The sequence below is a fragment of the Cupriavidus sp. Met-2 genome (genome assembly GCF_049843575.1).
GTDB classification, from domain to species: Bacteria; Pseudomonadota; Gammaproteobacteria; order Burkholderiales; family Burkholderiaceae; genus Cupriavidus; species Cupriavidus metallidurans.
The window spans coordinates 107,290-132,680 of the sequence record NZ_JBBHZL010000004.1; the positions used below are offsets into that span (position 1 = coordinate 107,290).

General features: G+C 64.4%; 21 protein-coding genes. 11 read left to right on the forward strand and 10 right to left on the reverse strand.

The features are described 5' to 3' along the window. Positions 1-13 precede the first annotated feature (13 nt). Positions 14-1,843: a 3'-5' exonuclease gene (locus WD006_RS11035; protein ID WP_029307372.1), complete on the reverse strand. Its 1,830-nt coding sequence runs from the start codon at positions 1,841-1,843 to the stop codon at positions 14-16. Positions 1,844-2,032: 189 nt separating this feature from the next. On the opposite strand from WD006_RS11035, the gene WD006_RS11040 reads away from it, so the two are divergent. Next, complete coding sequence (locus tag WD006_RS11040) at positions 2,033-2,389, forward strand: ArsR/SmtB family transcription factor (protein WP_011517078.1); 357 nt, start codon at positions 2,033-2,035, stop codon at positions 2,387-2,389. Then, positions 2,386-3,468 carry an SRPBCC domain-containing protein gene (locus tag WD006_RS11045; RefSeq protein WP_011517079.1) on the forward strand — a complete coding sequence of 361 codons (1,083 nt, stop codon included), beginning with the start codon at positions 2,386-2,388 and terminating at the stop codon, positions 3,466-3,468. The genes WD006_RS11040 and WD006_RS11045 overlap by 4 nt, the downstream gene beginning before the upstream one ends. A 55-nt stretch (positions 3,469-3,523) precedes the next feature. On the opposite strand, the gene WD006_RS11050 is transcribed toward WD006_RS11045, so the two are convergent. From WD006_RS11050 to WD006_RS11075, 6 genes are all read right to left on the reverse strand, one after another. Beyond that, the gene (locus WD006_RS11050) at positions 3,524-4,876 is read right to left on the reverse strand and encodes a c-type cytochrome (RefSeq protein WP_029307371.1); all 1,353 of its coding nucleotides are present in this window, start codon (positions 4,874-4,876) and stop codon (positions 3,524-3,526) included. A 10-nt stretch (positions 4,877-4,886) separates the two neighbouring features. Next, entirely contained in the window at positions 4,887-6,662 is a 1,776-nt protein-coding gene (locus WD006_RS11055; protein WP_029307370.1) for a GMC family oxidoreductase, read from the reverse strand. A 2-nt stretch (positions 6,663-6,664) separates the two neighbouring features. Further along, positions 6,665-7,396 carry a gluconate 2-dehydrogenase subunit 3 family protein gene (locus WD006_RS11060; protein WP_029307369.1) on the reverse strand — a complete coding sequence of 244 codons (732 nt, stop codon included), beginning with the start codon at positions 7,394-7,396 and terminating at the stop codon, positions 6,665-6,667. Between the two features lie 311 nt (positions 7,397-7,707). Next, entirely contained in the window at positions 7,708-8,202 is a 495-nt protein-coding gene (locus WD006_RS11065) for a DNA-deoxyinosine glycosylase (protein WP_029307368.1), read from the reverse strand. 125 nt (positions 8,203-8,327) lie between these two features. Next, entirely contained in the window at positions 8,328-10,229 is a 1,902-nt protein-coding gene (htpG, locus tag WD006_RS11070; protein ID WP_029307367.1) for a molecular chaperone HtpG, read from the reverse strand. A gap of 100 nt (positions 10,230-10,329) precedes the next feature. After that, positions 10,330-11,877, reverse strand: a complete 1,548-nt coding sequence (locus WD006_RS11075) for a PLP-dependent aminotransferase family protein (RefSeq protein WP_029307366.1) — start codon at positions 11,875-11,877, stop codon at positions 10,330-10,332. 84 nt (positions 11,878-11,961) lie between these two features. Between WD006_RS11075 and WD006_RS11080 the strand changes: the two genes are divergently transcribed. From WD006_RS11080 to WD006_RS11120, 9 genes are all read left to right on the forward strand, one after another. Next, positions 11,962-12,639, forward strand: a complete 678-nt coding sequence (locus WD006_RS11080; RefSeq protein ID WP_008648089.1) for a VOC family protein — start codon at positions 11,962-11,964, stop codon at positions 12,637-12,639. Between the two features lie 27 nt (positions 12,640-12,666). Further along, entirely contained in the window at positions 12,667-13,383 is a 717-nt protein-coding gene (locus tag WD006_RS11085; RefSeq protein ID WP_029307365.1) for an alanyl-tRNA editing protein, read from the forward strand. 22 nt (positions 13,384-13,405) lie between these two features. After that, positions 13,406-14,035 carry a LysE family translocator gene (locus WD006_RS11090; RefSeq protein ID WP_029307364.1) on the forward strand — a complete coding sequence of 210 codons (630 nt, stop codon included), beginning with the start codon at positions 13,406-13,408 and terminating at the stop codon, positions 14,033-14,035. 5 nt (positions 14,036-14,040) lie between these two features. Next, on the forward strand, positions 14,041-15,015 hold the full coding sequence (locus tag WD006_RS11095) for a DMT family transporter (protein WP_035832534.1): 975 nt from the start codon (positions 14,041-14,043) through the stop codon (positions 15,013-15,015). Between the two features lie 12 nt (positions 15,016-15,027). Next, on the forward strand, positions 15,028-15,480 hold the full coding sequence (locus tag WD006_RS11100; RefSeq protein WP_008649984.1) for a RidA family protein: 453 nt from the start codon (positions 15,028-15,030) through the stop codon (positions 15,478-15,480). Between the two features lie 86 nt (positions 15,481-15,566). Continuing rightward, on the forward strand, positions 15,567-16,754 hold the full coding sequence (locus tag WD006_RS11105; RefSeq protein WP_029307362.1) for a PLP-dependent aminotransferase family protein: 1,188 nt from the start codon (positions 15,567-15,569) through the stop codon (positions 16,752-16,754). Positions 16,755-16,791: 37 nt separating this feature from the next. Then, complete coding sequence (locus WD006_RS11110) at positions 16,792-17,436, forward strand: glutathione S-transferase family protein (protein ID WP_011517089.1); 645 nt, start codon at positions 16,792-16,794, stop codon at positions 17,434-17,436. A 517-nt stretch (positions 17,437-17,953) separates the two neighbouring features. After that, on the forward strand, positions 17,954-19,630 hold the full coding sequence (locus tag WD006_RS11115; RefSeq protein ID WP_011517091.1) for an L-lactate permease: 1,677 nt from the start codon (positions 17,954-17,956) through the stop codon (positions 19,628-19,630). A gap of 109 nt (positions 19,631-19,739) precedes the next feature. Continuing rightward, positions 19,740-21,572: an ABC transporter ATP-binding protein gene (locus WD006_RS11120; RefSeq protein ID WP_011517092.1), complete on the forward strand. Its 1,833-nt coding sequence runs from the start codon at positions 19,740-19,742 to the stop codon at positions 21,570-21,572. Between the two features lie 8 nt (positions 21,573-21,580). Here WD006_RS11120 and WD006_RS11125 read toward each other — a convergent pair whose 3' ends face one another. The 3 genes from WD006_RS11125 to parC form a co-directional block, all read right to left on the reverse strand. After that, positions 21,581-22,111 carry a chromate transporter gene (locus WD006_RS11125; protein WP_011517093.1) on the reverse strand — a complete coding sequence of 177 codons (531 nt, stop codon included), beginning with the start codon at positions 22,109-22,111 and terminating at the stop codon, positions 21,581-21,583. Further along, complete coding sequence (locus tag WD006_RS11130) at positions 22,108-22,689, reverse strand: chromate transporter (RefSeq protein WP_011517094.1); 582 nt, start codon at positions 22,687-22,689, stop codon at positions 22,108-22,110. Before WD006_RS11130 ends, WD006_RS11125 begins: the two co-directional genes overlap by 4 nt. 319 nt (positions 22,690-23,008) lie before the next feature. Then, positions 23,009-25,339, reverse strand: coding sequence for a DNA topoisomerase IV subunit A (gene parC, locus WD006_RS11135; RefSeq protein ID WP_029307361.1), 2,331 nt, complete (start codon positions 25,337-25,339; stop codon positions 23,009-23,011). Positions 25,340-25,391 lie beyond the last annotated feature (52 nt).

The window sequence follows — 25,391 nt, forward strand, 5'->3', positions numbered from 1 at the left end:
ATCTCCGCCCGCGTCAAGAAAGTGCATTAAGCGCATCACGCAGCCTACTGGAGAACTGGGAGTCCGATCCGTGTGTCATCACAAGCTGTCGGGTTGCCCGGGTCATAGCCACGTAGAGCAGGCGAGCCTCTTCCTCCGTCGATTCGTTCTTCTTGTGAGGCGCTCCGATAGCGGGGATGCAAACCAATGGAAACTCGAGCCCCTTGCTGCTGTGCATGGTCACCACCTTCACGCTATCCGCACTGGGCACGAAGCGCTTGGTCAGTTGCGGACACTCGAAAGGAATGCCCTCGCGCCTTAGCGTGTCGGTAATTTGTGCCATGACATCCCAATGCCGATAGAGCACGGCCATCTCTGACCAACGCGTGCCGGACCGATGCTCGTCCAGCAGAACTTCGGCAATGCGTGTGGCCTCCGCACTCAACGTCGGCAGTTCGACCAGCAAAGGTCGCGGGCCCTTTCGTCCCGCCGCCACCGGGTGGACGGTAGGCGCCTCATCCTCATCCGCCACCCGTTCCACCAGCAGATCATCAGCCAGCGCACGCGCGACCGCCAGGATCTCTCGCGTATTCCGGTAATTCAACTTCAGAACGGTGGTTCGGCCTTGTGCCTTGATGCCGACACTGGCGAAACTGAACTTCCGCTTCTTGTTTCCGCCGTAGATGGATTGCGCGTCATCGTAGAGAACCAGCAGAGCATTGCTATCAGGATTGACCATCTGCACGACCAGCTTGAACCACTCAGGCTGGAAATCATGGCCTTCGTCGATCAGCACTGCGTCGTATTGGCCTGACGGTATTGCCTTTCGCTCAACACCGCGCACAACACGCTCGACCATCTCATTGAACAGCACTTCATTCGGCAAGCCCTTGGGACGGTCGATGCTGTAGGCATCGAGTTGGCGCCCGCACCAGGCATGGAAGTTCAGGACATGCACCTTATCGGCGATCCCCTTCTCTCCCATGGTCGCGGCAAGCACTGACGCGAGTGTCTTGTTGAAGCAAAGCACCAGGATGGGCTTCGCTGACGTACGCGCCAGGTACTCGGCGCGATAGCCCAGGATCATGGTCTTGCCCGACCCCGCCACGCCGTGAATCACGCGATGCCCGTCACCGAGGCTACGTGCCAGTTGCTCCTGTTGCAGGTCCATGACGCGCAGGATGTCGGGGATGTCCTCGGCTCCCGCAGCGGCATCCGCAAATAGTGATCGCTGCTCCGGCATCCGGATCTTAGGGAACAGGTGCCAGCGCACGCGATCGATCTGCGGCAGTGAGAGCTTGTGGGTGAACTTGATCGGAAACATCTCCCAAAGGCGCTTTTGAAACGCTTCGGGATCCACACTCTCGAACATCTCATCCTGGCAGATGACCAGGTGAGCCGGCAGTACCTCTCCAAGGTCCCCCTTTTCGAAAGCCGCGCGGGAGATATTGGTCAGCACCACTCCATGACCATAGGGAAAGAACACCTTGCCCTTGAGTGAACCGGTTGGCCAGACGAGCTGCGGGTCCCGTTGCAACAGGTCGGTCACATGGAACATGTACTGACGCGCCTGCACCAGCGGATTCGTGTCAGCCACGAGTCCGCGGTTGGTCATCAGCAACACATCCTGCTTGTCGATCTGGCGAATGGTGTCGAGGTTCCAGTCCTTGACCTCCAGTACCAGCAAGCCGCGGCTTGGATGAAATACGACGAAATCCGGATGGCGGCTTTTCTCGCCGATCGAAACGTCGTACCAGCACAGGTAGTCGTCCTCGAGCTTCGCCTCGAGCCTTTGCGCGAACCGTCTCTCCCCCGAAGTCATGCGAGACGAGACAGAGCCCATTGCAGGAATCAACGTCGCCATGTTCCTTCTTCCTTTCCTTCAAGAATCGCCGGTGTGCACATCGCCTCGGCAGCTTGCTCGCGGCGTTGGCGCGGCATCATTTTTAGCATTAATTGTAATCCCGACGTCGCACATCACCCACCCGACAGCCAGCCCACCGCAGTTGTAACAGCCCTTGAACTTCATTTAACCAATGAGTTAAATGAGCGCATGTCCAATTCCAACGACCCGCTCTCCTCGGTTTTCGCCGCCCTGGCCGACCCCACCCGTCGCGCGATTCTTGCGCGGCTGGCGGAAGGTGAAGCCCCTGTGAGCGAACTCGCCCGTCCGTTCGACATGTCGGCCCCGGCCATCTCCAAGCACCTGCGTGTGCTGGCCGATGCCGGGCTGATCGAGCGGGAAGTCAACGCGCGTTGGCGCATCTGTCACTTGCGCCCCGGTGCGCTTCGCGACGCGCATGGCTGGCTGGAAACGTATCGGCGGCATTGGGAGGACAACCTCGACAGGCTCGTCGCCTTTGTCGAGCAGGCGCATACAGTCACCGATGACAAGGGGTTCAAGTCATGACCGAAGCAGCTACGTTTCATCTGGAGATGACCCGCCAGATTCGCGCGCCGCGCGAACGGGTCTTCGATGCGTTCACGGACCAGGCGGCGCTCGCGGCCTGGCATTGCCCGCGCGGCATGCGCGTGCTGGAAGCCAGCGCCGATGCACGGGTCGGCGGGCGCTATCGGCTTGTGATGGGCAGCCGTGACGGGTCGCAACACATGGTCGGCGGCGAGTACCAGAAGATCGACCGCGCCAATTTCCTGGCCTACACCTGGCAGTGGGAAGGTGGCGAGTTGCCCGAAGGCACCCGCACGCTGATCGAGGTGACCCTGACGGACAAGGACGGCGGCACGCTCCTGCATATGCGTCACAGCGGCTTCCCGGACACTGCCACACGCGATGCACACACCAGCGGCTGGCAATCGGTATTCAACCGCCTGAGCGACTATGTGGATGCCGAAGGCAGCGCGGGTACCGTCACCGTCTATGGCGATGGCCGCAGCACCTATGTCCGCACCGTGCGCATGGCGCTGGCGGAGAAGGGCATTGCGTACAAGCTCGATCCTCTGACGCCGCGGGACCCCGAATTGCTGAAGCACAACCCGTTCGGCCGCATTCCGGCCTTCACCGACGGTCCGCTGGAGTTCTTCGAGACACGCGCCATCCTGAGCTATATCGAGGAAGCATTCGATGGCCCAAGCCTGATCTCGCAGGCCGGCCCCACGGCCCGCGCACGCTGCGAGCAATGGATCAGCCTCATCAACTGCCACGCGTATGACGCCATGGTGCGCCGCTACGTGCTGCAGTACGTCTTCCCGAGTGGCGAGAACGGCCAGCCTGACCGCAAGACGATCGACGCCGCCCTGCCCGACATCGCCAAACAGCTCGATGCGCTCGAGCATGCCTATGGCGGTCGCGATTTCCTGGCGGGCAACACGCTGACGATGGCCGATCTGTTCTTCGCCCCGATCGTGGAGTACCTGGGACGCTTTCCGGAAAGTGCCGCGATGCTGGAATCACGCCCGAACATCCGGCGGGCTCACGCAGCAATGCGGGCACGGCCCAGCTACGCGGCCACACAGCCGAACTTCGGCTAACCAGAGCCCCGACAGCGGGCAGCGGGAGGCGCCGGCCTCCCGCTACCCCCGTTCGTCAGTTGTTCTCAGGCCGTTTTGGCTGAGACGCTGCGCCAACTGACTTGCGCACCTTCGCCACCTGCTCCGCGCTTACCGGCGGCGCCTGATTCCCCCAACTCGTCCGCACGAACGTCAGCACATCGGCGATATCCCGATCCGTCAGACGCTTGGCAAATCCGGGCATCCCGTAGTGCGTCGGGCCGGTCTTCGTCCACGGCATCTCGCCACCCATCAGGACGATGTGGATCAGCGACGTCGGATCGTTGCTATTCACGGTTGAGCTGAGCGCGATCCTCGGGAACGTACTCTCGTAGCCACTGCCGCTCGTGCGGTGGCACGCGGCGCAGTTGTCGACGAAAGTCAGCGCGCCGTTGCTGCGATCCGTTCCGGCACGCAGCTTGTCCGTCGCACTGGCGTTAGCCGTCAACACGGCCGCACTGGGATTCACTGGCGTCAGCGTCTTCAGGTATGCCGCAATCGCCGTCAGGTCAGCATCGTTCACGTGCTGCATGCTGTTCTCGACCACTTCCGACATGCCACCGAATGCCGCCGAATGCTTAGTGCGCCCGCTCTTCAGAAACGCGAAGATCTCGTCCTGCGTCCACGTGCCGAGACCATCCTTCCGGTCGCCACGTAGGTTCTTCGCCAGGAAGTTATCGATCACGCCCCCCGAGAGATAGGTCTTGCCGTCATCGCTCAGTGCCTTCTCCTGCAATCCCCAGCCACGAGGCGTGTGACAAGCGCCGCAGTGCGCGAGCCCCTCCACCAGATAGCGGCCGCGCGCCACCGGGTCATTGGATACCGGTGGGTCGTCGGTGGCCACCTCCGGGGCGAAAGCCATGCGCCAGAAACGCAGTGGCCAGCGCATCGACAGCGGCCACGGAATATCGGTCGCCTTGTTGGCCCGCTCGATTGGCTGCACGCCATGCATGAAGTACGCGTATAGCGCCTGCATGTCGGACGGCTTGACCTTCGCATACGAGGCATAGGGCATGGCCGGGTACAGCGTGGAGCCGTCCCTGGCGATGCCGTGGCGCACGGCGCGATCGAAATCGTCGTAGCTGAACTTGCCGATGCCGGAGCTTTTGTCCGGCGTGATATTGGTCGAATAGATCCGGCCAATCGGCGATTCGATGCCAAGACCGCCTGCGAACGGCTTCCCGTTCTTCGCCGTGTGACACGCCGCGCAGTCGGCCACCGTCGCGAGATAGCGGCCTCGCTCGACCAGTTGCGCATCGGCGCCCGATGCTTGCACGGCAGTCGCCGAATCGCCCTGCCGGTCATCGGCGAACGCACCGATGGTCCACGCCGACGCCGCCAGCAGCGCCGACGCCGCCACCATCATTGTTGCTTTCTTGCTTGCTTTCATGGCCATCACCTCAAGCCTGAACCAGCGGCGCCGGGTGCTTCAAGTACTGCTCGCGGATAGCCTTCGCGGAGTGATAGGCAAGCGCGACTACCAGACCGGTCGGGTTGTAGCCCATGTTCTGCGGGAACGCCGAGGCACCCATGACGAACACGTTGTGTACATCCCAGCTCTGCAGATACTTGTTGACCACGCTGGTCTCGGGCGACGATCCCATCACGGCGCCGCCTGTCGTGTGCGTGGACTGATAGACGCGCGTGTCGTAGTGCTGGCCCTTCTTGCGGATGGCCTTGTAGTACGCCTCGGGCTTCATCGCCTTGGCCACCTCTTCCATGCGGGTGCCCATGTAATCCAGCATGGCGTACTCGTTGTCGTGCCAGTCGAAGGTCATGCGCATCAGCGGCAGGCCGTTGGCGTCGCGGTACGTCGGATCGAGATCGAGGTACGCATCGCGATACGGCATGACCGAGCCCGAAATGCCGATCGTCATATAGCGCTGGTACGCATCGACCACTCCCGCCTTCCACTTGCTGCCCCACGCTGGCGTGCCGGGGACAGTCGGCGTCTGCTTGATGGGCCGGCCGCCATAACGTATATGGCGAATACTCGCCCCGCCGAGAAAGCCGAGCGGACCATGATCGAACTGGTCGCCATTCAGGTCATCCAGCCCTACCCCGCCGGCACCCGTCCCGATGAACGGATTGAGCAGCGTGCCCTTGGGCAGCATCACGTTGACCGCGCCGTTCATCTGATACGCGTAGTTGCGGCCAACGACGCCCTTGCCGGTTTTCGGGTCATACGGCGTGCCGATGCCGGAGAGCAACAGCAGACGCACGTTGTGCAACTGGTACGCCGCGACGATCACGAGATCGGCGGGTTGCTCGACCTCTCGCCCCTGGGCATCGATATACAGCACGCCAGTCGCACGCTTCTTGTCGGAATCGAGCAGGATCCTGGTGACTTGCGCCTTCGTGCGCAACTCGAAGTTGGGCTTCTTCAGCAGGACCGGCAGGATCGTCGTCTGCGGTGACGCCTTCGAATACATGTAGCAGCCGAAGTCCTCGCAGAAGCCGCAGAAATTGCACGGCCCAAGGCGCACGCCGTAGGGGTTCGTATAGGGCTCGGACGTATTCGCCGCCGGTGCCGGGTACGGGTGGAAGCCCGCCTCGCGCGCGGCCTTTTCGAACAATTGCGCGCCGAGCGAATTCTTCAGCGCCGGGGTCGGGTACTCGCTCGACCGGTGGCCTTCGAGCGGATTGCCGCCCGGCTGGATCTTGCCATTCAGGTTACCGGCCGTCCCCGACGTGCCGAACACCTTCTCGGCAAAGTCGAAGTGTGGCTCGAGTTCGTCGTACGTGACACCGAAGTCCTGTACCTGCATCCCTTCGGGAATGAACTTCTTGCCATAGCGATCCACGTAGCGGCTGCGCAACTGCAGTTCTTCCGGCAGGACGCGATAGTGCATCCCGTTCCAGTGAAAGCCCGCGCCACCCACGCCATTGCCAAGCAGGAACGAGCCGTTTTGCCGATACGGCACCGCCAGGTCATCCACGCCGTGACGGATCGTGACCGTCTCCCGGGAGAGATCCTGAAACAGCTCTCCGCGCACGACGTACTTCAGTTCGTCGACGACTTTCGGATACTCGGCATCGGTCGGGGTATCGCGCATCGCGCCACGTTCGAGCGCCACGACGTCGAGCCCCGCGTCGGTCAGCTCCTGGGCGAGAATCGCGCCAGTCCAGCCGAGACCGATCACCACGCAATCGACCTTGTCCTTCTTGATCGCCATGCTTATCCCCTCCGTCCGTCGATCGACACCGGACCATAGGGATACTTCACCCCTGGCTGATCGATCCAGTCCGCGAAATCCGCCCGTGCGCCGGGGAAGCCGACCATCTTCCAGCCCACCATGTCCTTGTTGCCGCCGTAGATCGGATCGGCAAAGAAGCCCTCTTTCGTGTTGTTCAGCAGATAGGAGAAGAACGTCCTGGCCGGTACCGCATCGAACGAGAGCTTGGCGTGTTCCATCTGGCCAAGCACGCTTTCCTGGTCTTCCTTGGAGAGATCGGCAAATGCCTTGCCGCCATACTGTTTCTTGCAGTATTCGTCGCAAGCCTTCACGCCGAGACGATATATGTCGCGCGGTGCGAGATTCATCTGGAAGCCAAGCTCTGCGGGCACATCGGGATGAAATGGCCCCTGCATGTACCAGAGCTTGCCGTGCCCGTAGGGCGTGTCCATCTGTCGGTCGATATATTCCGGAACGCCCGCTTTAAGCCCACCTGGCCCCAGTTCATCCTCCGGAATCAGCCGGTCGACCGCCGCCTGTACGAATTTCCATTCGCCGGCGGTGAAATAGTTGGGCTTGTAGGGCCCGACATTTCCGGCATTTGCAGATTGCGGTCCGGGAGACTCCGAGCACGCGGATTGTGATATCGCGGCACCTGTCGCAACGGATGCAGCGGGCACGACTGCCAGCATCTGCCGAAAAAATCGGCGACGCGGTTCTTGTTCCTGGGACATGGTCGTCTTCTCGTGTGGGGTACTTCGTAATGCCTTGGGGAAAAAAAACGAAACACGTGGTGGAGCCTTGCACCATTAAAGAAACGGTCATGCCTGGGCGAGCATGACCGAATCATTGACTTATCAATTGAATATGATAGTCAATGATTCGACCGAGGATTCTGAATATTTCCAGTAGGCGAATTGATTTTTTTGAATTGGGTGCCCGATTTGCGTTGCATCAAATCGAGGTCTCGCCTACGTACGAGCGCGTGTGCCAACCATGCGCCCGAGATGCGCACGGCCGTACGGCAGAATTCAGCGTCGACGGATCAGTCGAGCCAGTCGCGCAGGCTCTCCCAGGCCTTGCGTTTTTCCGCATAGGCCAGCGTGTAAGCCGGGCTGCTCGATGGCAATCGCAGGATCGCATGGCGATCGCCATGGTCCGCAAGCGTCTTCTCGCCGATCTTCGCGGCGGTGCCGCCATTGAATGCGATGGCCTTGAGCGTCGGCAGCGTCGCGATCAGGCCGATCAGATCGTTGCCCTGATGGTCGCGGATGCTGCTATCGAGGCTGCCCTCGCGCCGTGCCTCGGCCACAACGTCCCACAGGCCGACACGATGGTCGAGCAGTGTCTGCAGCCTTGCTTCGTACTCGAGGCCGACCAGATCGACGCCGAGCACATCGCTCATCAAATGCCAGAAACGATTCTGCTTGTGCGCGTAGTAACGCGACTGCGCGAGGGAGACCTCACCCGGCAAGCTGCCGAGCACAAGCACGCGAGTGTGAATGTCGACGACCGGAGGAAAGCAGCGCTTGGTGGTCATCGGGAAGGGGTATTGGAAGCGTGAAAGTCCTGCCCTCCCCCGCGATACCCTTTCCCATGCGCGGGAAGAAAGGTCGGGTGAGAGGGCAGGCGTTTCATACGACGATACCGAAACGACGATACCGATCAGGCCAGCAGTCGGTTCACCCGCTGCACATAGGCAGCCGGATCGTCGAGCATGCCGCCCTCGGCCAGCAACGCCTGGTCGAACAGCACGCGCACACGGTCGCCGAAGGCTTCGCCATCCGGCAGATCGCGCAGCTTCTTCACCAGCGCGTGCTCCGGATTCAGCTCCAGGATCGGCTGGGCATCGGGCGCCTTCTGGCCAGCCTGCTTCAGCAGACGCTGCAGGTAGCCGCTCATGTCGCCATCGTCGGACACCAGGCACGATGCCGAATCCGTCAGGCGCAGCGTCACGCGTACGTCCTTGGCCTTGCCTTCGAGCACGGACTTCGCGCGGTCGACCACTTCCTTCCAGTCAGCGCTGGCCTTCTCCTGCTCGGCCTTCTCGGTCTCGTCGGCCAGCGCGCCCAGGTCCAGGTCGCCACGGGCCACCGATACCAGTTGCTTGCCGTCGAATTCATGCAGGTAAGACAGCAGCCATTCGTCAACGCGGTCGGTCAACAGCACCACTTCGATGCCCTTCTTGCGGAACACCTCGAGGTGCGGGCTCGACTTCGCGGCCACCCAGGTATCGGCCGTGACGTAGTAGATCTTGTCCTGACCTTCCTTCATGCGGCCCACGTAGTCGACCAGCGAGACCGACTGTTCAGCCGTGTCGCCATGCGTGGTCGCGAAGCGCAGCAGCTTTGCGATGCGTTCGCCGTTGCCATGGTCTTCGCCAACGCCTTCCTTGAGCACCTGACCGAACTGTTCCCAGAAGGTCTTGTACTTGGCGCGTTCGGCTTCGTCTTCGCTATCGGCCATCGCTTCCAGCATCGACAGCACGCGCTTGGTGCAGCCCTCGCGGATCGCCTTCACATCGCGGCTCTCCTGCAGCAGTTCACGCGACACGTTCAGCGGCAGGTCCGCCGAATCGACCACGCCCTTGACCCAGCGCAGGTACGCCGGCAGGAGCTGGTCCGCGTCATCCATGATGAACACGCGCTTCACGTACAGCTTCAGGCCGGCCTTGTGATTACGGTCCCACAGGTCGAACGGCGCGCGCGCCGGGATGTACAGCAGCTGCGTGTACTCGCTGCGGCCTTCCACGCGATTGTGGGTCCAGGCCAGCGGCGCCTCGTGATCGTGCGCGATGTGCTGATAGAACGCCTGGTATTGCTCGTCCGTGATATCCGACTTGCTGCGAGTCCAGAGCGCGCTGGCCTGGTTCACGCTTTCCCACTCGCCCGTGACCTTCTGCTGCTGCGCCTCGGCATCCCATTCCTCCTTGGGCATCCGGATCGGCAGCGAAATGTGGTCCGAGTACTTGCGGATGATGTTCTGCAGGCGGTACGACGACAGGAAATCGTCCTCGCCCTCGCGCAGATGCAGCGTGATCGTGCTGCCGCGCTCGGCACGGTTGATCGCATCGATGCTGAACTCGCCGTCGCCGGCGCTTTCCCAGCGCACGGCCTCGTCGGCGGCAAGACCCGCGCGACGCGTTTCCACGGTGACCTTGTCGGCCACGATGAATGCCGAGTAGAAGCCCACGCCAAACTGGCCAATCAGCGCGGCGTCCTTCTGCTGGTCGCCGGAAAGCTGCTGGAAGAACTCCTTGGTGCCCGACCGCGCGATGGTGCCGAGATTGCGGATCGCCTCGTCACGGCTCATGCCGATGCCGTTGTCGGTGATCTTCAGGGTGCGGGCCGCGGGATCGGCTTCGATCCGGATCGCCAGGTCGGCATCGTTCTCGAGCAGCGCGGGATTCGCGATCGCCTCGAAGCGCAGCTTGTCGGTGGCGTCGGAAGCATTCGATACCAGCTCGCGCAGGAAGATCTCCTTGTTGCTGTACAGCGAGTGGATCATCAGGTGCAGTAGCTGCTTCACTTCCGCCTGGAAGCTCATCGTTTCGTGCGGTGCGGTCATGGTTCTCCTCTTGAAAACGAAAACGGGCGCGTATTTGCCCTGGTCCGTGCGTCCGGACCGGGATCGATGCGTGTGGAAATAGGGATCGGCAGCCGGTTTTTCAAGCCCCGGCGTTGACGGGCAGGCCAGACAGGCCCGATTGGCCGGACAAGCGGTCCATCTGGCCGGCCAGGAACCGGAGCATGCCCGGATCGCTGCTGCTGGCCACGTTGAAGCGCGTCCACGTGGACGGCATCTGCGATGGCGAGAACAGGCTGCCCGGCGCGAACAGATAACCTTCCTCGTGCCCGGCCGTGGCGATCACGTTGGTGTCCACGCCGGTATCGGCCCACAGGTAGATACCCGCATGATTGCCCGGGAAGATGCGCAAACCCAACCGCTCGAGCTGCTCGCGTGTCTCGTCGCGCGCCCGGTCCAGCCGGCCGCGCACGCGCTCCACGTGCTTGCGGTAGTGCCCTTCCGTCAGCACCTTGTAGACCACGCGTTCGTTGACTTCGGGCGAGGCCATGCCGGTCACGAGCTTGCTGTCGGTCAAGGTCACGGCCAGGTCCGGACTGGCGGCGATAAAGCCCACGCGCAGGTTGGCGGCCAGCGTCTTGGAGAAGCTGCCCAGGTAGATCACGCGCTTGAGCTGGTCCAGGCTGGCCAGCCGCGTGGCGGCGTGGCCCGGAGGGCAGAGATCGCTGTAGATGTCATCCTCGACGATCGTGAAATCGTACTGTTCGGCCAGTTGCAGCAGCCGGAAGGCGCGGGCGGCGGACAGCGACGTCCCGGTCGGGTTGTGCAGCACGGAGTTGACCACCAGCAGCTTCGGCCGGTGGGCCTGGACGATCCGCTCCAGCGCCTCCACGTCGGGGCCCTCCACGGTATAGGGCACGCCGATCACGTTGGCGCCCTGCGTGGCGAAGCGGGCGAACATCACGAACCAGGCCGGGTCGCCTACCACCACCGTGTCGCCCGGCTGCAGGAACTGGCGCGCGATCAGGTCGAACGCCTGCGTGATGCCGGAAGTCATCACGATCTGGTCCGGCGTGACGCCGATCTCCAGTTCTTCGAGCCGCGTGCGCAGTTGCTGCCGCAGCGGCAGAAAACCCTGCGGCGTGCCGCTGACCAGGAAATGGCTGCCGGGCTGACGGCCCAGGCTGCGCAGCGCGCCCGACACGAGCTCCCCGTCCAGCCATTCGTTGGGCAGGAAGCCCCAGCCGGGCGCTTTGTGGCTCTCGGCCGAATGGAACATGCTGCGCAGCAGCCAGGTGACATCGACGTTGCGGATCGCGGGCGTGGCCGGTGGCGCCACGGTGGACGCGAGCGGCGTGCGCTCTCGGACGTAGAAACCCGAGCCGCGACGCGATTCAAGGTAGCCCAGCGCCACCAGCCGCTCATAGGCCTCCACCACGGTAAAACGCGAAATGCTCTTCTCGGTCGCCAACTGACGGATCGACGGCATACGCATGCCAGCCCGGAACACCCGTTCGTCGATACGCAGCCGCGCCCACTCGGTCAACTGCTCCACGAGCGTCATCTGGGCCGACGGAATCGGGTCCGGAAGCTGCTCGAGCCCCGTCGCCGGCATCACGAGCCGCAACGGCCGTGTGCCGCCTGCGGCACTGCCAAGATCCCCCCGGCTATCCTTCTGGCTACCTTCCATGTGGCGCTCCCGCAACTGTACTGAAGACGATCTGCCCAACTGTATCGGTACTGTACCGACGAGCTTGACTAACATCAACCGACCATGACACTCGCCATCGACCATCTCGTGATTGCCGCGCCCGACCTGGACTCAGGCGCCGAGTATGTGGCCAGCGCGCTCGGCGTCGCTCCACAAGGCGGCGGCACGCACCCGCGCATGGGCACGCACAACCGCGTGATGGGCCTCTACGGTGGCCTGTACCTCGAAGTCATCGCGATCGATCCGTCGGCGGCGGCACCTGATCGGCCACGCTGGTTCGGCCTGGATGGCGACCTGATGCGCCAGCGGCTGCGCGATGGCCCGTTCCTGGCGCACTGGGCGGCCCGCGTCGAGCGTCCGGCCGATCTGTCGCGCTGGCAGGCGCAGTACCCGGACCGGATCGCCCCGGTCATTCCCATGACGCGCGGCGACCTGCGCTGGCGCCTGACCGTGCCTGACGACGGCAGCCTGCCCGCCTGGACCGGCGAGGCGGCGAATGCGGGCGATGGCCTGTTTCCCACACTGATCCAGTGGGACGTGGCAAACCATCCGGCAGTCAGCCTGCCGGGCCACGACCTGGCGTTGCGCCGCCTGCACGGCCAGCATCCGCACGCGGAACTGTTGCGCCAAGGACTGGCGTGGATCGGCGCCACGGACCTGATCGAGATCGAACAAGGCGACGGCCCGCCTCTGCTGGCCGCCGACATCGAAACCCCAGCGGGCATCAAGACCCTGCGATAAACGACACACACCAAAGGAGCTCCCCCGATGCCCGCCACCACACAAAAGCGCTTCGACGACGACGCCTACCTGGACCACTGCCAGGCCACGGTGCTGGCCGTCAGCGAAGCCGGCATCGAACTCGACCAGACCGTCTGCTACGCGCGTAGCGGCGGACAAGCGGGCGACACCGGCACCCTGACCACCGCCGACGGCCGCATCGTCACACTGGCCGATACCGTCTACGCGGACGACCGCCAGCGCATCCTGCACGTCCCCGCCCCCGACGCCCCGGCGCTGCAGGCCGGCGACCGTGTCGAAGTGAAGATCGACTGGACCCGCCGCCACCGGCTGATGCGCCTGCATACGTGCCTGCATCTGCTCGGGTCGCTGATCCCGGTGCCGGTGACGGGCTGCGGCATCTCGCCTGACTCCGCGCGCATCGACTTCGACCTGCCCGAATCGACGCTCGACAAGGCCGTGCTGACCGAACAGCTCAACGCGCTGATCAACGCGAAGACGCCGGTCACCATCGACCGCATCACGCCCGAAGAACTGGCCGCCCAGCCCGACCTCGTGCGCACGATCGGCGCGGCGCCGCCGGCCGGCACATCATCGATCCGCATCATCGAGATTCCCGGCGTGGACCGTCAGCCCTGCGGCGGCACGCACGTGGCCAACACGGGCGAGATCGGCGCGGTGACCGTGACCAAGATCGAGAAGAAAAGCCGCACGAACCGCCGTGTGGTCGTGAACTTCGCATAACAGCACCCCCGAAACACAGAATATGGAAGCCTGGCTCACGGGGCTCTCGACAGCCCAGTTCCTTGCATTGGTCACGCTGCTCGCGGTGGGCGCCTTCACGCCCGGCCCGAACACGACGATCGCCGCCGTCACCGGCGCCAACTTCGGCCTGCGCGCCACGCTCCCGCATTGCATCGGGGTGTCGTTCGGCTTCGCCAGCATCGTCGCGCTGTGCACCACCGGCGTCGGCGCGCTGATCCTGGCCAGCCCGATGCTGGCCACCGTGATTCACGTGGTGGGCGTGCTCTATCTGCTGTGGCTGGCGTATCGCATCGCGCGCAGCACGTCGCTGGCGGAAAAGACCGTGCTCAAGCCGATGAATGTCTGGCAATCGGCGGCACTGCAGTACGCCAACATCAAGGCATGGATGCTGGCGCTGGCGGTGGCCGCGTCGTACATGGCGGGCGCCCCCTCGCCGGGGCAGCGCGTGGTGCTGGTCAGCGCGATATTCGCGCTGTTCGGCTTCTTCAGCAATGGCGCCTATGGCGTGCTTGGCGCGTCGCTGCGGCGCTGGCTGATGGGAGGCAATCGCGTGCGCTGGTTCAACGGCGCGATGGGCCTGGCACTGGCGCTGACCGCCATCTGGATCGCCATCGCAGGACAACCGCATTGAACATCATGAAGGACCCAATTCACTCCCCTCCCTCCGGCGGCATGCTGCTCGGCTTCATCGGCGTGGCGATCTTCAGCCAGACGCTGCCTTTCACGCGCATGGCCGTGGCCGAGCTCGATGCGACATTCGTCGCGCTCGGGCGCGCCGTGATCGCCGCCGCGCTGGCGCTCGCGCTGCTGGCGATGCGCGGCGCCCTGGCATCGGGCCGGCGACCGCGCGGTGGCCAATGGCTCCGGCTGGCCGTGACCGCGCTGGGCGTGGTGGTCGGTTTCCCCGTGTTTTCGTCGCTGGCCATGCGCGAAGTGCCGTCCGGGCATGGCGCGATCGTGATCGGCCTGCTGCCGCTGGCCACCGCGGTGTTCGCCGCATGGTTCGGCAATGAACGGCCGTCGCTGGGCTTCTGGCTGTCCGCCTTGGCTGGCAGCGCGCTCGTGGTGGCCTTCGCCCTGTGGCAAGGCGCGGGCGGGCTGCAACATGCCGACTGGTACCTGTTCCTGGCGGTGGTGCTCGGCGCGCTCGGTTATGCCGAAGGCGGCAAGCTCTCACGCGAACTGGGCGGGCTGGAGACGATCAGCTGGGCGCTGGTGGTCTCGCTGCCCGTGCTGGCGCCCGTGGTGGCCTGGCTGGGGCTGGAACATGCCGCATCCATCGCCGCCGCGTCGCCCCGCGCGTGGCTGGGCATGGCCTATGTGTCGGTGTTCTCGATGTTCATCGGCTTCCTGTTCTGGTACGCCGGACTCGCAAAAGGCGGCGTGGCGCGCGTAGGCCAGATACAATTGCTCCAGCCGTTCCTCACGCTGGCGGGCGGCGCGCTGATCCTGGCCGAGCCCCTCGATGCCGCCACCGTCGCTTTCGCAGTGGCGGTGATCGCCGTGGTGGCCCTTGGCCGACGCGCCGCAGTGCGCAACACCGCACCCGCCATGCCATTGGCATCCGCCGCCGAGGAGGCGCCCCCTATCCTTCCAGGACGACTTCACTGACAGGAGACATGCATGTCCGTCTATGACACCCTTGCCCGTCTGGGCGTGGAACTGCCCTCGGCCGGCGCCCCCGCCGCTGCCTATGTCATGGCAGCGACCACCGGCAACACCGTATTCCTGTCCGGCCATATCGCCAGGAAGGATGGCAAGCCTTGGGCTGGCAAGCTCGGCAAGGATATCGACACCGAATCCGGCAAGCAGGCCGCGCGCGCGATCGCCATCGACCTGCTGGCCACGCTGCACGCCCATATCGGCGACCTGAACCGCGTCAAGCGCATCGTCAAGGTGATGAGCCTGGTTAACTCGACGCCTGAGTTCACTGAACAGCATCTGGTCACCAACGGCTGCTCGGAGTTTCTGGCCGAGGTGTTCGGCGAGAAAGGCAAGCACGCACGCAGCGCGTTCGGCGTGGCGCAGATTCCGCTGGGCGCCTGCGTCGAGATCGAAATGATCGTCGAGATCTGACGTCGTCGAAAACCACGTAAACAGATAATGCCGCGCCGCCTCTTGCGGAGGCCGGCGCATTGAATTCCCCCACCACGAGACCAATCATGAAATGGGCCATCTCCCGCCGGGCGCAGCAACTGACCAGCTCGGCCATCCGTGAAATCCTGAAAGTCACCGAGCGTCCGGAAGTGATTTCGTTCGCCGGCGGCCTGCCCTCGCCGGCTTCGTTCCCGGTAGCGGCCATGGAAGCGGCGGTGGCCCGTGTATTCGCCGACAACCCGCAAAGCGCGCTGCAGTACGCGGCCACAGAAGGCTTCATGCCGCTGCGCGAGTTCGTGGCCAAGCGCTACAACGTCGATGTGGAACGCGTGATGATCACCACGGGTTCGCAACAGGCGCTGGACCTGATCGCCAAGGTGATGATCGACCCGGGCAGCCCGGTGCTGGTGGAAACGCCGAGCTACCTGGGCGCGCTGCAGGCATTCTCGCTGTTCGAGCCGGAATTCGTGTCGATCCCGTCCGACGAAAAGGGCCTGATCCCCGAGGCGCTGACGCCCGAGCTCACCGCCGGCGCGCGCTTCCTGTACGCCCTGCCGAACTTCCAGAACCCCACCGGCCGCCGCCTGCCGCTGGAGCGCCGCCAGGAACTGGTCAAGCGCGCCAAGGAACTCGGCGTGCTGCTGGTCGAGGACGATCCGTACGGCGAACTGAGCTACTCGGGCAACCAGTTGCCGTCGCTGCTGTCGATGAACCCGGACGGCGTGATCTACATGGGCTCGTTCTCGAAGATCCTGGCGCCCGGTATGCGCCTGGGTTTCGTCATCGCCCCGCCCGACCTGCATTTCAAGCTATGCCAGGCCAAGCAGGCCTCGGACCTGCACACGCCGACGTTCACACAGCGCATCGCCTATGAAACGATCAAGGACGGCCTGCTCGAACAGCACATCCCGACCATTCGCGAGCTCTACGGCAAGCAATGCGCGTTCATGCTGGACGCGCTGAAGCGCCACATGCCGGCCGGCGTGACCTGGAACGCGCCCGAGGGCGGCATGTTCATCTGGGTGGAGCTGCCTGAGGGTCTGGACAGCATGAAGATCCTGGAAGAAGCCGTGCGCCGCAACGTGGCCTACGTGCCGGGCGCGCCGTTCTACGCGGGCAGCCCGCGCAAGAACACGCTGCGCCTGGCGTTCGTGACCGTATCGGCCGAGCGCATCGAGCAGGGCGTGTCGATCCTGGGCGAGGTGTTCCGCGAAGCGATCGCGCAAGCCGCGCCGCAGGCACGGGCGGCCTGAGCCGGCACGCTACAACCAACCCGAGGAGCCATCGAACATGCTTCGCATCTGGGGCAGGCTGTCGTCAATCAATGTCCAGAAGGTGGTCTGGTGCGCGCGCGAGCTGCATCTGGACCACGAGCGCATCGACATCGGCAATCAGAAGGGCGAGCTCGATACCGAGGCGTACGTGCGTCTCAACCCGAACCGCCTGATTCCGGTGATCGAGGATTTCCGCGACACCGACGTGGCCGGCGAGCCGTTCGTGCTGTGGGAGTCGAACGCGATCGTGCGCTACCTGTGCGCGCGCTATGGCGAGGACACGCTGTGGCCTTCGGACGTCAAGGCGCGCGCCTCGGCAGACCGCTGGATGGACTGGCAGACCACGACGTTCAGCCCGGCGATGGTCCAGGCGTTCCTGCAACTGGTTCGTACACCGGCGGACAAGCGTGACGAGGCCGTCATCGAGAAATCGTGCGAGCGCACCGAGCCGCTGGCGAAGATGCTCGACGACGCGCTGGAAGGCCGCGAGTTCATCGGTGGCGATCGCTTCACGATGGCCGACGTCTCGCTGGCCTGCGCGGCGCACCGCTGGATGGGCATGCCAAAGGCCCACACGGCCCGGCCTAACCTCGAGCGCTGGCTCGCGGCCATGCGGGCGCGTCCGGCGGCCACTGGCATCCTCGAACTGCCGCTGAAGTAATTCGTTGTATCGCGGTCACCGTCGCCCAGCCGGCCGGTGACCGCCTCCTCTCCCTCCCCCTGCCTGTGCGGAACAAGTCACTACGCCAGCCCGCGTTTTCAGGGACCACGGCGTTGGTTTTACGCCCTTCCCTCCACATCCCCTATTTCGAACACTCGTATTAAGGAGTAGTCTCGCGCGAGAGTGTGAGGTGCTTCAGCCTGCCCCCGAGCAAACCCTGATCCCTGAATCCGGCTCATCATTCCGATGATCCGATTTAAGGCAGGCGGCCCGGAACCCATCCTTACAATCCCCCTTCTGTCCACTTTGGGGCGCTATCAAAATGAAGCGGAGCGGTTCTGGCCAAACGTACGGCGGCAGACTGTAGAAGTCGTACGGCAAGGCCGTGCAACGACGCCTGACTCATTTTGATAGCGCCTCCCAGGGGCGCTATCGTCGCTTGAACGGGCATTTGCATTCCGGCAGCCCAGGCCCGTCAGAGGCAAGCTGTCGTTTCATTCCAGAGGAGGATTCAATCGTGTGGAGTCAAGTGTATGACCCGCTCGGCAGTATGGCGTTGTCCACTATTGCCGCCGCGGTTCCGGTTGTCGTGCTGCTCGCAGCGCTGGCGTTCTTTCACATGCAGGCCCACCTGGCGGCCGGGCTGGCGCTGGTCGTCGGCGTCGTCGTGGCGTCATTCGTGTTCGGAATGCCTCCGGAAATGGCTGGCAAAGCCGCCGGGCTCGGCATCATCTCCGGCTTGTTCCCGATTGGCTGGATCGTCCTCAACATCATCTTCCTGCACCGGCTGACCACGATAAACGGGTCATTCAAGGTGTTGCAGAACTCGATCTCGGGCGTCACCGAAGATCGCCGCCTGCAGCTCCTGCTGGTGGCATTCAGCTTTGGCGCGTTCTTCGAAGGCGCGGCCGGCTTCGGCACGCCCGTGGCCGTGACCGGCGCCATCCTGATCGGCCTGGGCTTCTCGCCGCTGGCCGCATCGGGCCTGGCGCTGATCGCCAACACCGCGCCGGTGGCATTCGGCGCGCTCGGCGCGCCGATCATCGGCCTGTCCTCGGTGACCGGCATCGACCAGGTGCAACTCTCCGCGATGATCGGCCGCCAGTTGCCGTTTTTCTCGGTGCTGGTGCCGTTCTGGCTGATCTGGGCGTTCGCGGGCTTCCGCGGCATGCTGGCGATCTGGCCGGCGATCCTGGTGGCCGGCGTCAGCTTCGCGGTGCCGCAGTTCCTGGTGTCGAACTTCCACGGCCCGTGGCTGGTGGACGTGATTTCGGCGCTGGTCTCGATGGGCTGCCTGACCGCCTTCCTGAAGATCTGGCATCCGAAGGAAATCTGGACCTCGACGCGCATCCTGGGCCGTCACGACGATTCCAAGGTCGACAATGCCGAAGCCCTCGAAGCCGATGCCAAGGCCAACGCCGCATCGGCCAACATCTCGGTGATCAAGGCGTGGATGCCGTGGGTGATCCTGACCGTCTTCGTGTTCGTCTGGGGCATCCCCGAGTTCAAGAAGCTGATGGACGGCGTCTGGCAATGGAAGTTCGCCATCCCGGGTCTGGACAAGGCCGTGCTCAAGGGCCCGCCTGTGGTGGCGAAGCAAATCGCCGAGCCGGCCGTGTTCGCGTTCAACGTGCTGTCGATGGCGGGTACCGGCATTCTGGTGTCGGCCCTCGTCGGCGGCCTGCTGATGGGCTATTCGATCCCGCGCCTGATCAAGGAGTACTTCGAGACGATCAAGCTCGTGCGCTACTCGCTGTTGACGATCTGCGCGATGTTCGGCATCGGCTACCTGACCCGCTACTCGGGGCTGGACGCCACGCTGGGTCTGGCTTTCGCGCAGACCGGCGTGCTCTACCCGCTGTTCGGCACGATGCTGGGCTGGCTGGGTGTGGCGCTCACCGGTTCGGACACCGCATCGAACGTGCTGTTCGGCGGCCTGCAGAAGACCACGGCGGAACAGCTTGGCCTGTCTCCGACCCTGATGGCCGCGGCCAACAGCTCGGGCGGCGTGATGGGCAAGATGATCGATGCACAGTCGATCGTGGTGGCTTCCACCGCCACCAAGTGGTATGGCCACGAAGGCGAGATTCTGCGCTACGTGTTCTTCCACTCGATCGCGCTGGCGCTGATGGTCGGTATCTTCGTGACGCTGCAGGCGTACGTGCATCCGTTCACGCTGATGGTGATCCACTGATCCACCAGCCATCATCCGCTGCAGTCTTCAAGCCCCGCCCTCGAGCGGGGCTTTTTCATGGGCGTATCATGATCGGCTCACCCGGCAGACATGACGAGGATCGCCCCCCATGCTGATGCGCCGTCTGGAAAGACTGATCGACCCGTTCCGCGGCCTGCCCGACAGCCAGCCGCCGGAAAGCGTGTGGCGCTTCTATGCCCATTTCCTGCGCGAAGTCCGCGGCGTCTTCGCGGCGTTGCTGATCGTCGGTCTGATCGGCGCGCTGGTCGAGGTCGCGCTCTTCAGCTTTCTCGGCCGGCTGGTCGATCTGGCGCGCGAGACGCCCGACGGGTCGTTCTTCGCTCGTCACCAGAACGAATTGCTGTGGATGGCGTTCGTCGCGCTGATCCTGCGCCCGCTGATGATCGGGGCTCACGACGTGCTCGTGCACCAGGTGATCAACCCGAGCCTGGCCAACATGATCCGTTGGCAGAACCACCGCTACGTGCTCAAGCAGAGCCTGTCGTTCTTCCAGAACGACTTCGCCGGCCGCATCGCGCAGCGGATCATGCAGACCGGCTACTCGCTGCGCGACTCGGCCGTGCAGGCCGTGGATGCGCTCTGGCACGTGATCGTCTACGCGGTCAGTTCGCTGGCGCTGTTCGCCGAGGCCGACTGGCGGCTGACGATTCCGCTGCTCATCTGGATCGTCGGGTATATCGCCGCGCTGGCGTGGTTCACGCCCCGCGTCAAGCAACGCTCCGTGGTGGCCACCGACGCGCGCTCGCGCCTGATGGGCCGCATCGTCGACGGCTATACGAACATCACCACGCTCAAGCTGTTCGCCCACTCGCAGCATGAGGAGACCTACGCGCGCGATGCGATGGCCGACCAGACCGACAAGGTCCGGCAGGCCGGCCGGATGGTCAGCGCGATGGACGTCACGGTGACCACGCTGAACGGCCTGCTGATCGCTGGCACCACCGGCATCGCGCTGTGGCTGTGGAACCAGGGGCTGGTCACCACGGGCGCCATTGCGTTGTCCACAGGGCTGGTCATCCGGATCAACAACATGTCCGGCTGGATCATGTGGGTGGTCAACGGCATCTTCGAGAACGTGGGCCAGGTGCAGGACGGCATGAAAACCATCGCCGTGCCACGTCGCGTACTCGACCGGCCCGATGCGCAGCCGCTCGACATCCGCCAGGGCGAGGTCAGGTTCGACCATGTCGGCTTCCACTACGGCAAGGGCAGCGGCGTCATCGACAACGTGAACCTCGTGGTGCGGCCCGGCGAGAAGATCGGACTGGTCGGGCCGTCGGGCGCGGGCAAGTCGACGCTCGTCAACCTGCTGCTACGGCTCTACGACGTGGAGACCGGCCACATCCTGATCGACGGCCAGGACATTGCTGGCGTGACGCAGGAGAGCCTGCGCGCGCAGATCGGCATGGTCACGCAGGACACATCACTGCTACACCGCTCGATTCGCGACAACCTGCGCTACGGCAAGCCCGACAGCACGGAGGCCGAGTTGCACGAGGCTCTGCGTCAGGCCCGCGCCGACGACTTCATGGACCTGCTGGTCGACTCGCACGGCAATCACGGGCTGGATGCGCTGGTCGGGGAGCGCGGCGTGAAGCTCTCGGGCGGGCAGCGGCAGCGCATCGCCATCGCGCGGGTGCTGCTGAAAAACGCACCGATCCTGATCCTCGATGAAGCAACGTCCGCGCTGGACTCGGAAGTGGAATCCGCGATTCAGGAAAGCCTGGAGGCGCTGATGCATGGCAAGACCGTAATCGCCATCGCGCACCGGCTATCGACGATTGCCCGAATGGATCGTCTGGTAGTACTCGACGGCGGCCGCATCGTCGAAAGCGGCACGCACGCCGAATTGCTGGCGGATGGTGGACTGTATGCGCGGCTTTGGGCGCACCAGACCGGGGGCTTCGTCGGCGTCGATTGATCCCGCCGTCAGACCAGCCCCAGAAGCCCTGCCCCGGCGCCAAGCGCCACCAGGGCCAGCGGGTGCACCTTCGTCTTCAGCATCAGCCCCACCGTCACCAGCGTCACGAGCACGGCCGTCCAGCTATGGTCCACGCTGCCGGCCAGCACCCAACCCGTGGACATAAGCAGGCCGATGGTCAATGCAGACAGGCCGCGTCGGATCAGGCCGGGCCATACCGCGTGCGGCGAACGACCCGCGAAGTATTCGAAACCGAGCGCGATGACGCTCGACGGCCCACAGATGCCGGCCATCGACGCGAACGCGCCGGCCGGCCCGGCCACCTGCCAGCCGAATAGCGCCACGAACAGAATGTTGGGTCCGGGAGACGCCTGCGAGATGGCATAGAGCGCGGCAAACTGCTCATCGCTCATCCAGCCATTCGCTTCGACCAGGAAGCGATGCATGTCGGGAATCACGGATCCGCCGCCACCGACAGCCAGCAACGAGAGCATGCCGAAGTGGCCAAGCAGGCTGCGCAGGATCTCGGGCGACGTCATGCGCCCCCCTTGCGCATCGCGCGGTATTCGAGCACCAGCGCAACGGGCACCAGCACGGCCATCACCGGCAACAGCGGCCAGCGCAGCAGGCCGATCGCAACGAACGCGGCAACCCCGACGGCAATCGCGCGCACGGTGCGCGGCTGGCTCTGCGCCAGCTTCACGCCCGTCGACAGCACCAGCCCCGCCGCCACCGCGGTCATGCCCGCCAGCATCTGCCGCACGGCGGTCACATCCTGGAAGCGCAGGTACAGGCCCATCGCGCAGAGCACCACGACCAGCGGCATCAGCACCAGTCCGGCGAATGCGGCCAACGCGCCGCGCAGTCCGGCGAAGCGCAGGCCGAGCATCAACGCCAGGTTGATCACGTTCGGCCCCGGCAGCACCTGCCCGAGGCTCAGGATCTCGACGAAATCGCGGTCATTGAGCCAGCGGTTGCGTTCGACGACGGACCGTCGCACGAATGGCAGCACGCCGCCAAACCCTGACAGCCCCATGCGAGCAAATTCGATGAACAACGTACGGGGCGTGGGAGCCGGCGCAAGCTCGGACTCAACGGGAATCGGCGTGGAGGACATGGTCGTGATGATCTTCTTATGCCCGCGCACTGGAGGAATTGGGGGCAGCCGACATGGTACGGCAATCCCGCACGGCGGCACGCACGCGGGGTCATCACGGATTGGAAAGAGGGGGTCTCGATTGGCGATGCCGCAGGATGGGAGTGATGCGTGCAGTGTCGCGGATTATGCGACTTGCCCTGTCCCGCGGGGCCGGAGAGGTGAGAGCCCCGACAGCAACTCACATGCCGAGGGTTCGCTCCCCTCTCCCGCCCAGCAGGAGAAGGGCCGGATCAGAGAATCAGAGGACCAGCGCCGGAGTCACCGACGCCGTTCCCCTTTACTCCCCAACCTTTACCGGCTCGATCTTCACTTCCTTGAGGCGCGGCTCGATCGCCTTGCCTTTGCGGGCGCGCTTGCCCACGTAAGGGATCAGCGTCTTGCCGGCCAGCTTCTGCGGCGGCACCTTGCCGCCACGAACGCCGATGCCCGAGATCATCAGGCCCGGCGCGCCCACGGCCACCGCCTGCATCAGCGTTTCCTTCGGTTCCAGCTCCATCAGGATCACGCCGCGGCCACCGGCCGACAGCACCTTGACCTCGTCCAGCCCCGCCAGCAGCAGGCGGCCATTGGCCGAGAAGCAGGCCACATGCGTGCACTCCTCACCAATCGGCGTCGGGGCCAGCAGCGTGTCACCCTCGTCCAGCGTCACGAAGGCCTTGCCTGCCTTCTGGCGGCCGATCATGTCGCCAACCTTGGTCACAAAGCCATTGCCACCCGCCGTGGCGATCAGCATCCGTTGCTCGGCGGCACCGGCGAACGTATGCGCGATCTGCGTGCCGGCGGCCAGGTCGATCAGCGTCGTCACAGGCACGCCATCGCCTCGCCCGCCCGGCAGGCCCGACACGGCCACCGAGTACACGCGGCCATTGCTGCCGAAAGCCAGCAACGTGTCGATGGTGCGGCATTCGAAGGTGCCGTAGAGGTTGTCGCCCGCCTTGAACGTGAACTGCGACGCATCGTGGCCGTGGCCCTGGCGCGTGCGCACCCAGCCCTTGCCCGACACGATGACCGTCACCGGCTCGTCGATCACCTTCACCTCGGCGGCGGCGCGGCTGGCCTCCTGGATCAGCGTGCGGCGCGGATCCTTGTCTTCCGGGCTGTACTGCTTCGCGTCCTGCTCGATTTCCTTGATGATGCGACGGCGCATCATCGTCTCGGACTTCAGCAGCACGTCCAGTTCGGCCTGCTCGTCGCGCAGCTTCGCCAGTTCCTGTTCGATCTTGATCGCTTCCAGGCGCGCCAGCTGGCGCAGGCGGATTTCCAGGATGTCCTCTGCCTGGCGGTCGCTCAGGCGGAACGCCTCGATCAGCGCGGGCTTCGGCTCGTCGCTTTCGCGGATGATGCGGATCACCTCGTCGATGTTCAGCAGCACCAGCATCCGGCCTTCCAGGATGTGGATGCGGTCCTCTACCTTGGTCAGCTGGAAGCGCGTGCGGCGCGTCACCGTGGCAAAGCGGAACTCGATCCACTCGCGCAGGATTTCCTGCAGCCCCTTCTGACGCGGACGGCCATCGGTGCCGATCATCACCAGGTTGATCGGCGCGCCCGATTCCAGGCTCGTATGCGCGAGCAGCGTCTGGATGAAGTCCTGCTGCTCGGTGTTCTTGCTCTTGGGCTCGAACACCAGGCGAACCGGCGCATCCTTGCCCGACTCGTCGCGCACCGCGTCGAGCACGGACAGCATCGTCGTCTTGAGCTGGGTCTGCTCGGGCGTCAGCGCCTTCTTGCCGGTGCGGATCTTCGGGTTGGTGATTTCCTCGATTTCCTCGAGCACCTTCTGCGCCGACGTGCCCGGCGGCAGTTCGGTCACCACCATCTGCCACTGGCCCCGCGCCATTTCCTCGATGGTCCAGCGCGCGCGCACCTTCAGGCTGCCACGGCCGCTTTCGTAGATCTGGGCGATCTCGGACGCCGGCGAAATGATCTGGCCGCCGCCCGGGTAGTCCGGCCCCGGCATCAGCGCCAGCAGGTCCGCCAGCGAGATACTCGGGTTGCGGATCATCGCCACCGTGGCACCTGCCACTTCGCGCAGATTGTGCGGCGGAATTTCCGTGGCCATACCCACCGCGATACCCGATGCGCCGTTCAGCAGCACGAATGGCAGTCGCGCGGGCAACAGCTTCGGCTCTTCTTCCGAACCGTCGTAGTTCGGCAGGAAGTCCACCGTGCCCATGTCGATCTCATCGAGCAGCAGGCGCGAGATCGGCGTCAGGCGGGCTTCCGTGTAACGCATGGCCGCCGCGCCATCGCCATCGCGCGAGCCGAAGTTGCCCTGGCCGTCGATCAGCGGATAGCGCAGCGAGAAGTCCTGCGCCAGGCGTACCAGGGCGTCATAGGCGGACTGGTCGCCGTGCGGGTGGAATTTACCGAGCACCTCGCCGACCACACGGGCCGACTTCACGGGCTTGGCATCGGCACGCAGGCCCATCGCCTGCATGGCGAAGAGGATGCGGCGCTGCACGGGCTTCTGGCCGTCGGCCACTTCGGGCAGCGCGCGGCCCTTGACCACGCTCACGGCGTAGTCGAGATAGGCGCGCTCGGCGTAGCGAGCAAGCGTCAGCGAATCGGCAGGCTCGTCGGCCTGAAACGTAATGTCTGGTTGATCCATGTTTGGCAAGATTTCGGCCCGGCAGGCACCTGCGCGCCCGGCAGCCGGCTGT

Excerpts from the sequence above, each read along its gene's own strand:
- WD006_RS11035 (WP_029307372.1), bottom strand. The coding sequence starts at position 1,843 with ATGGCGACGTTGATTCCTGCAATGGGCTCTGTCTCGTCTCGCATGACT.
- WD006_RS11040 (WP_011517078.1), top strand. The coding sequence starts at position 2,033 with ATGTCCAATTCCAACGACCCGCTCTCCTCGGTTTTCGCCGCCCTGGCC.
- WD006_RS11045 (WP_011517079.1), top strand. The coding sequence starts at position 2,386 with ATGACCGAAGCAGCTACGTTTCATCTGGAGATGACCCGCCAGATTCGC.
- WD006_RS11050 (WP_029307371.1), bottom strand. The coding sequence starts at position 4,876 with ATGAAAGCAAGCAAGAAAGCAACAATGATGGTGGCGGCGTCGGCGCTG.
- WD006_RS11055 (WP_029307370.1), bottom strand. The coding sequence starts at position 6,662 with ATGGCGATCAAGAAGGACAAGGTCGATTGCGTGGTGATCGGTCTCGGC.
- WD006_RS11060 (WP_029307369.1), bottom strand. The coding sequence starts at position 7,396 with ATGTCCCAGGAACAAGAACCGCGTCGCCGATTTTTTCGGCAGATGCTG.
- WD006_RS11065 (WP_029307368.1), bottom strand. The coding sequence starts at position 8,202 with ATGACCACCAAGCGCTGCTTTCCTCCGGTCGTCGACATTCACACTCGC.
- htpG (WP_029307367.1), bottom strand. The coding sequence starts at position 10,229 with ATGACCGCACCGCACGAAACGATGAGCTTCCAGGCGGAAGTGAAGCAG.
- WD006_RS11075 (WP_029307366.1), bottom strand. The coding sequence starts at position 11,877 with ATGGAAGGTAGCCAGAAGGATAGCCGGGGGGATCTTGGCAGTGCCGCA.
- WD006_RS11080 (WP_008648089.1), top strand. The coding sequence starts at position 11,962 with ATGACACTCGCCATCGACCATCTCGTGATTGCCGCGCCCGACCTGGAC.
- WD006_RS11085 (WP_029307365.1), top strand. The coding sequence starts at position 12,667 with ATGCCCGCCACCACACAAAAGCGCTTCGACGACGACGCCTACCTGGAC.
- WD006_RS11090 (WP_029307364.1), top strand. The coding sequence starts at position 13,406 with ATGGAAGCCTGGCTCACGGGGCTCTCGACAGCCCAGTTCCTTGCATTG.
- WD006_RS11095 (WP_035832534.1), top strand. The coding sequence starts at position 14,041 with ATGAAGGACCCAATTCACTCCCCTCCCTCCGGCGGCATGCTGCTCGGC.
- WD006_RS11100 (WP_008649984.1), top strand. The coding sequence starts at position 15,028 with ATGTCCGTCTATGACACCCTTGCCCGTCTGGGCGTGGAACTGCCCTCG.
- WD006_RS11105 (WP_029307362.1), top strand. The coding sequence starts at position 15,567 with ATGAAATGGGCCATCTCCCGCCGGGCGCAGCAACTGACCAGCTCGGCC.
- WD006_RS11110 (WP_011517089.1), top strand. The coding sequence starts at position 16,792 with ATGCTTCGCATCTGGGGCAGGCTGTCGTCAATCAATGTCCAGAAGGTG.
- WD006_RS11120 (WP_011517092.1), top strand. The coding sequence starts at position 19,740 with ATGCTGATGCGCCGTCTGGAAAGACTGATCGACCCGTTCCGCGGCCTG.
- WD006_RS11125 (WP_011517093.1), bottom strand. The coding sequence starts at position 22,111 with ATGACGTCGCCCGAGATCCTGCGCAGCCTGCTTGGCCACTTCGGCATG.
- WD006_RS11130 (WP_011517094.1), bottom strand. The coding sequence starts at position 22,689 with ATGTCCTCCACGCCGATTCCCGTTGAGTCCGAGCTTGCGCCGGCTCCC.
- parC (WP_029307361.1), bottom strand. The coding sequence starts at position 25,339 with ATGGATCAACCAGACATTACGTTTCAGGCCGACGAGCCTGCCGATTCG.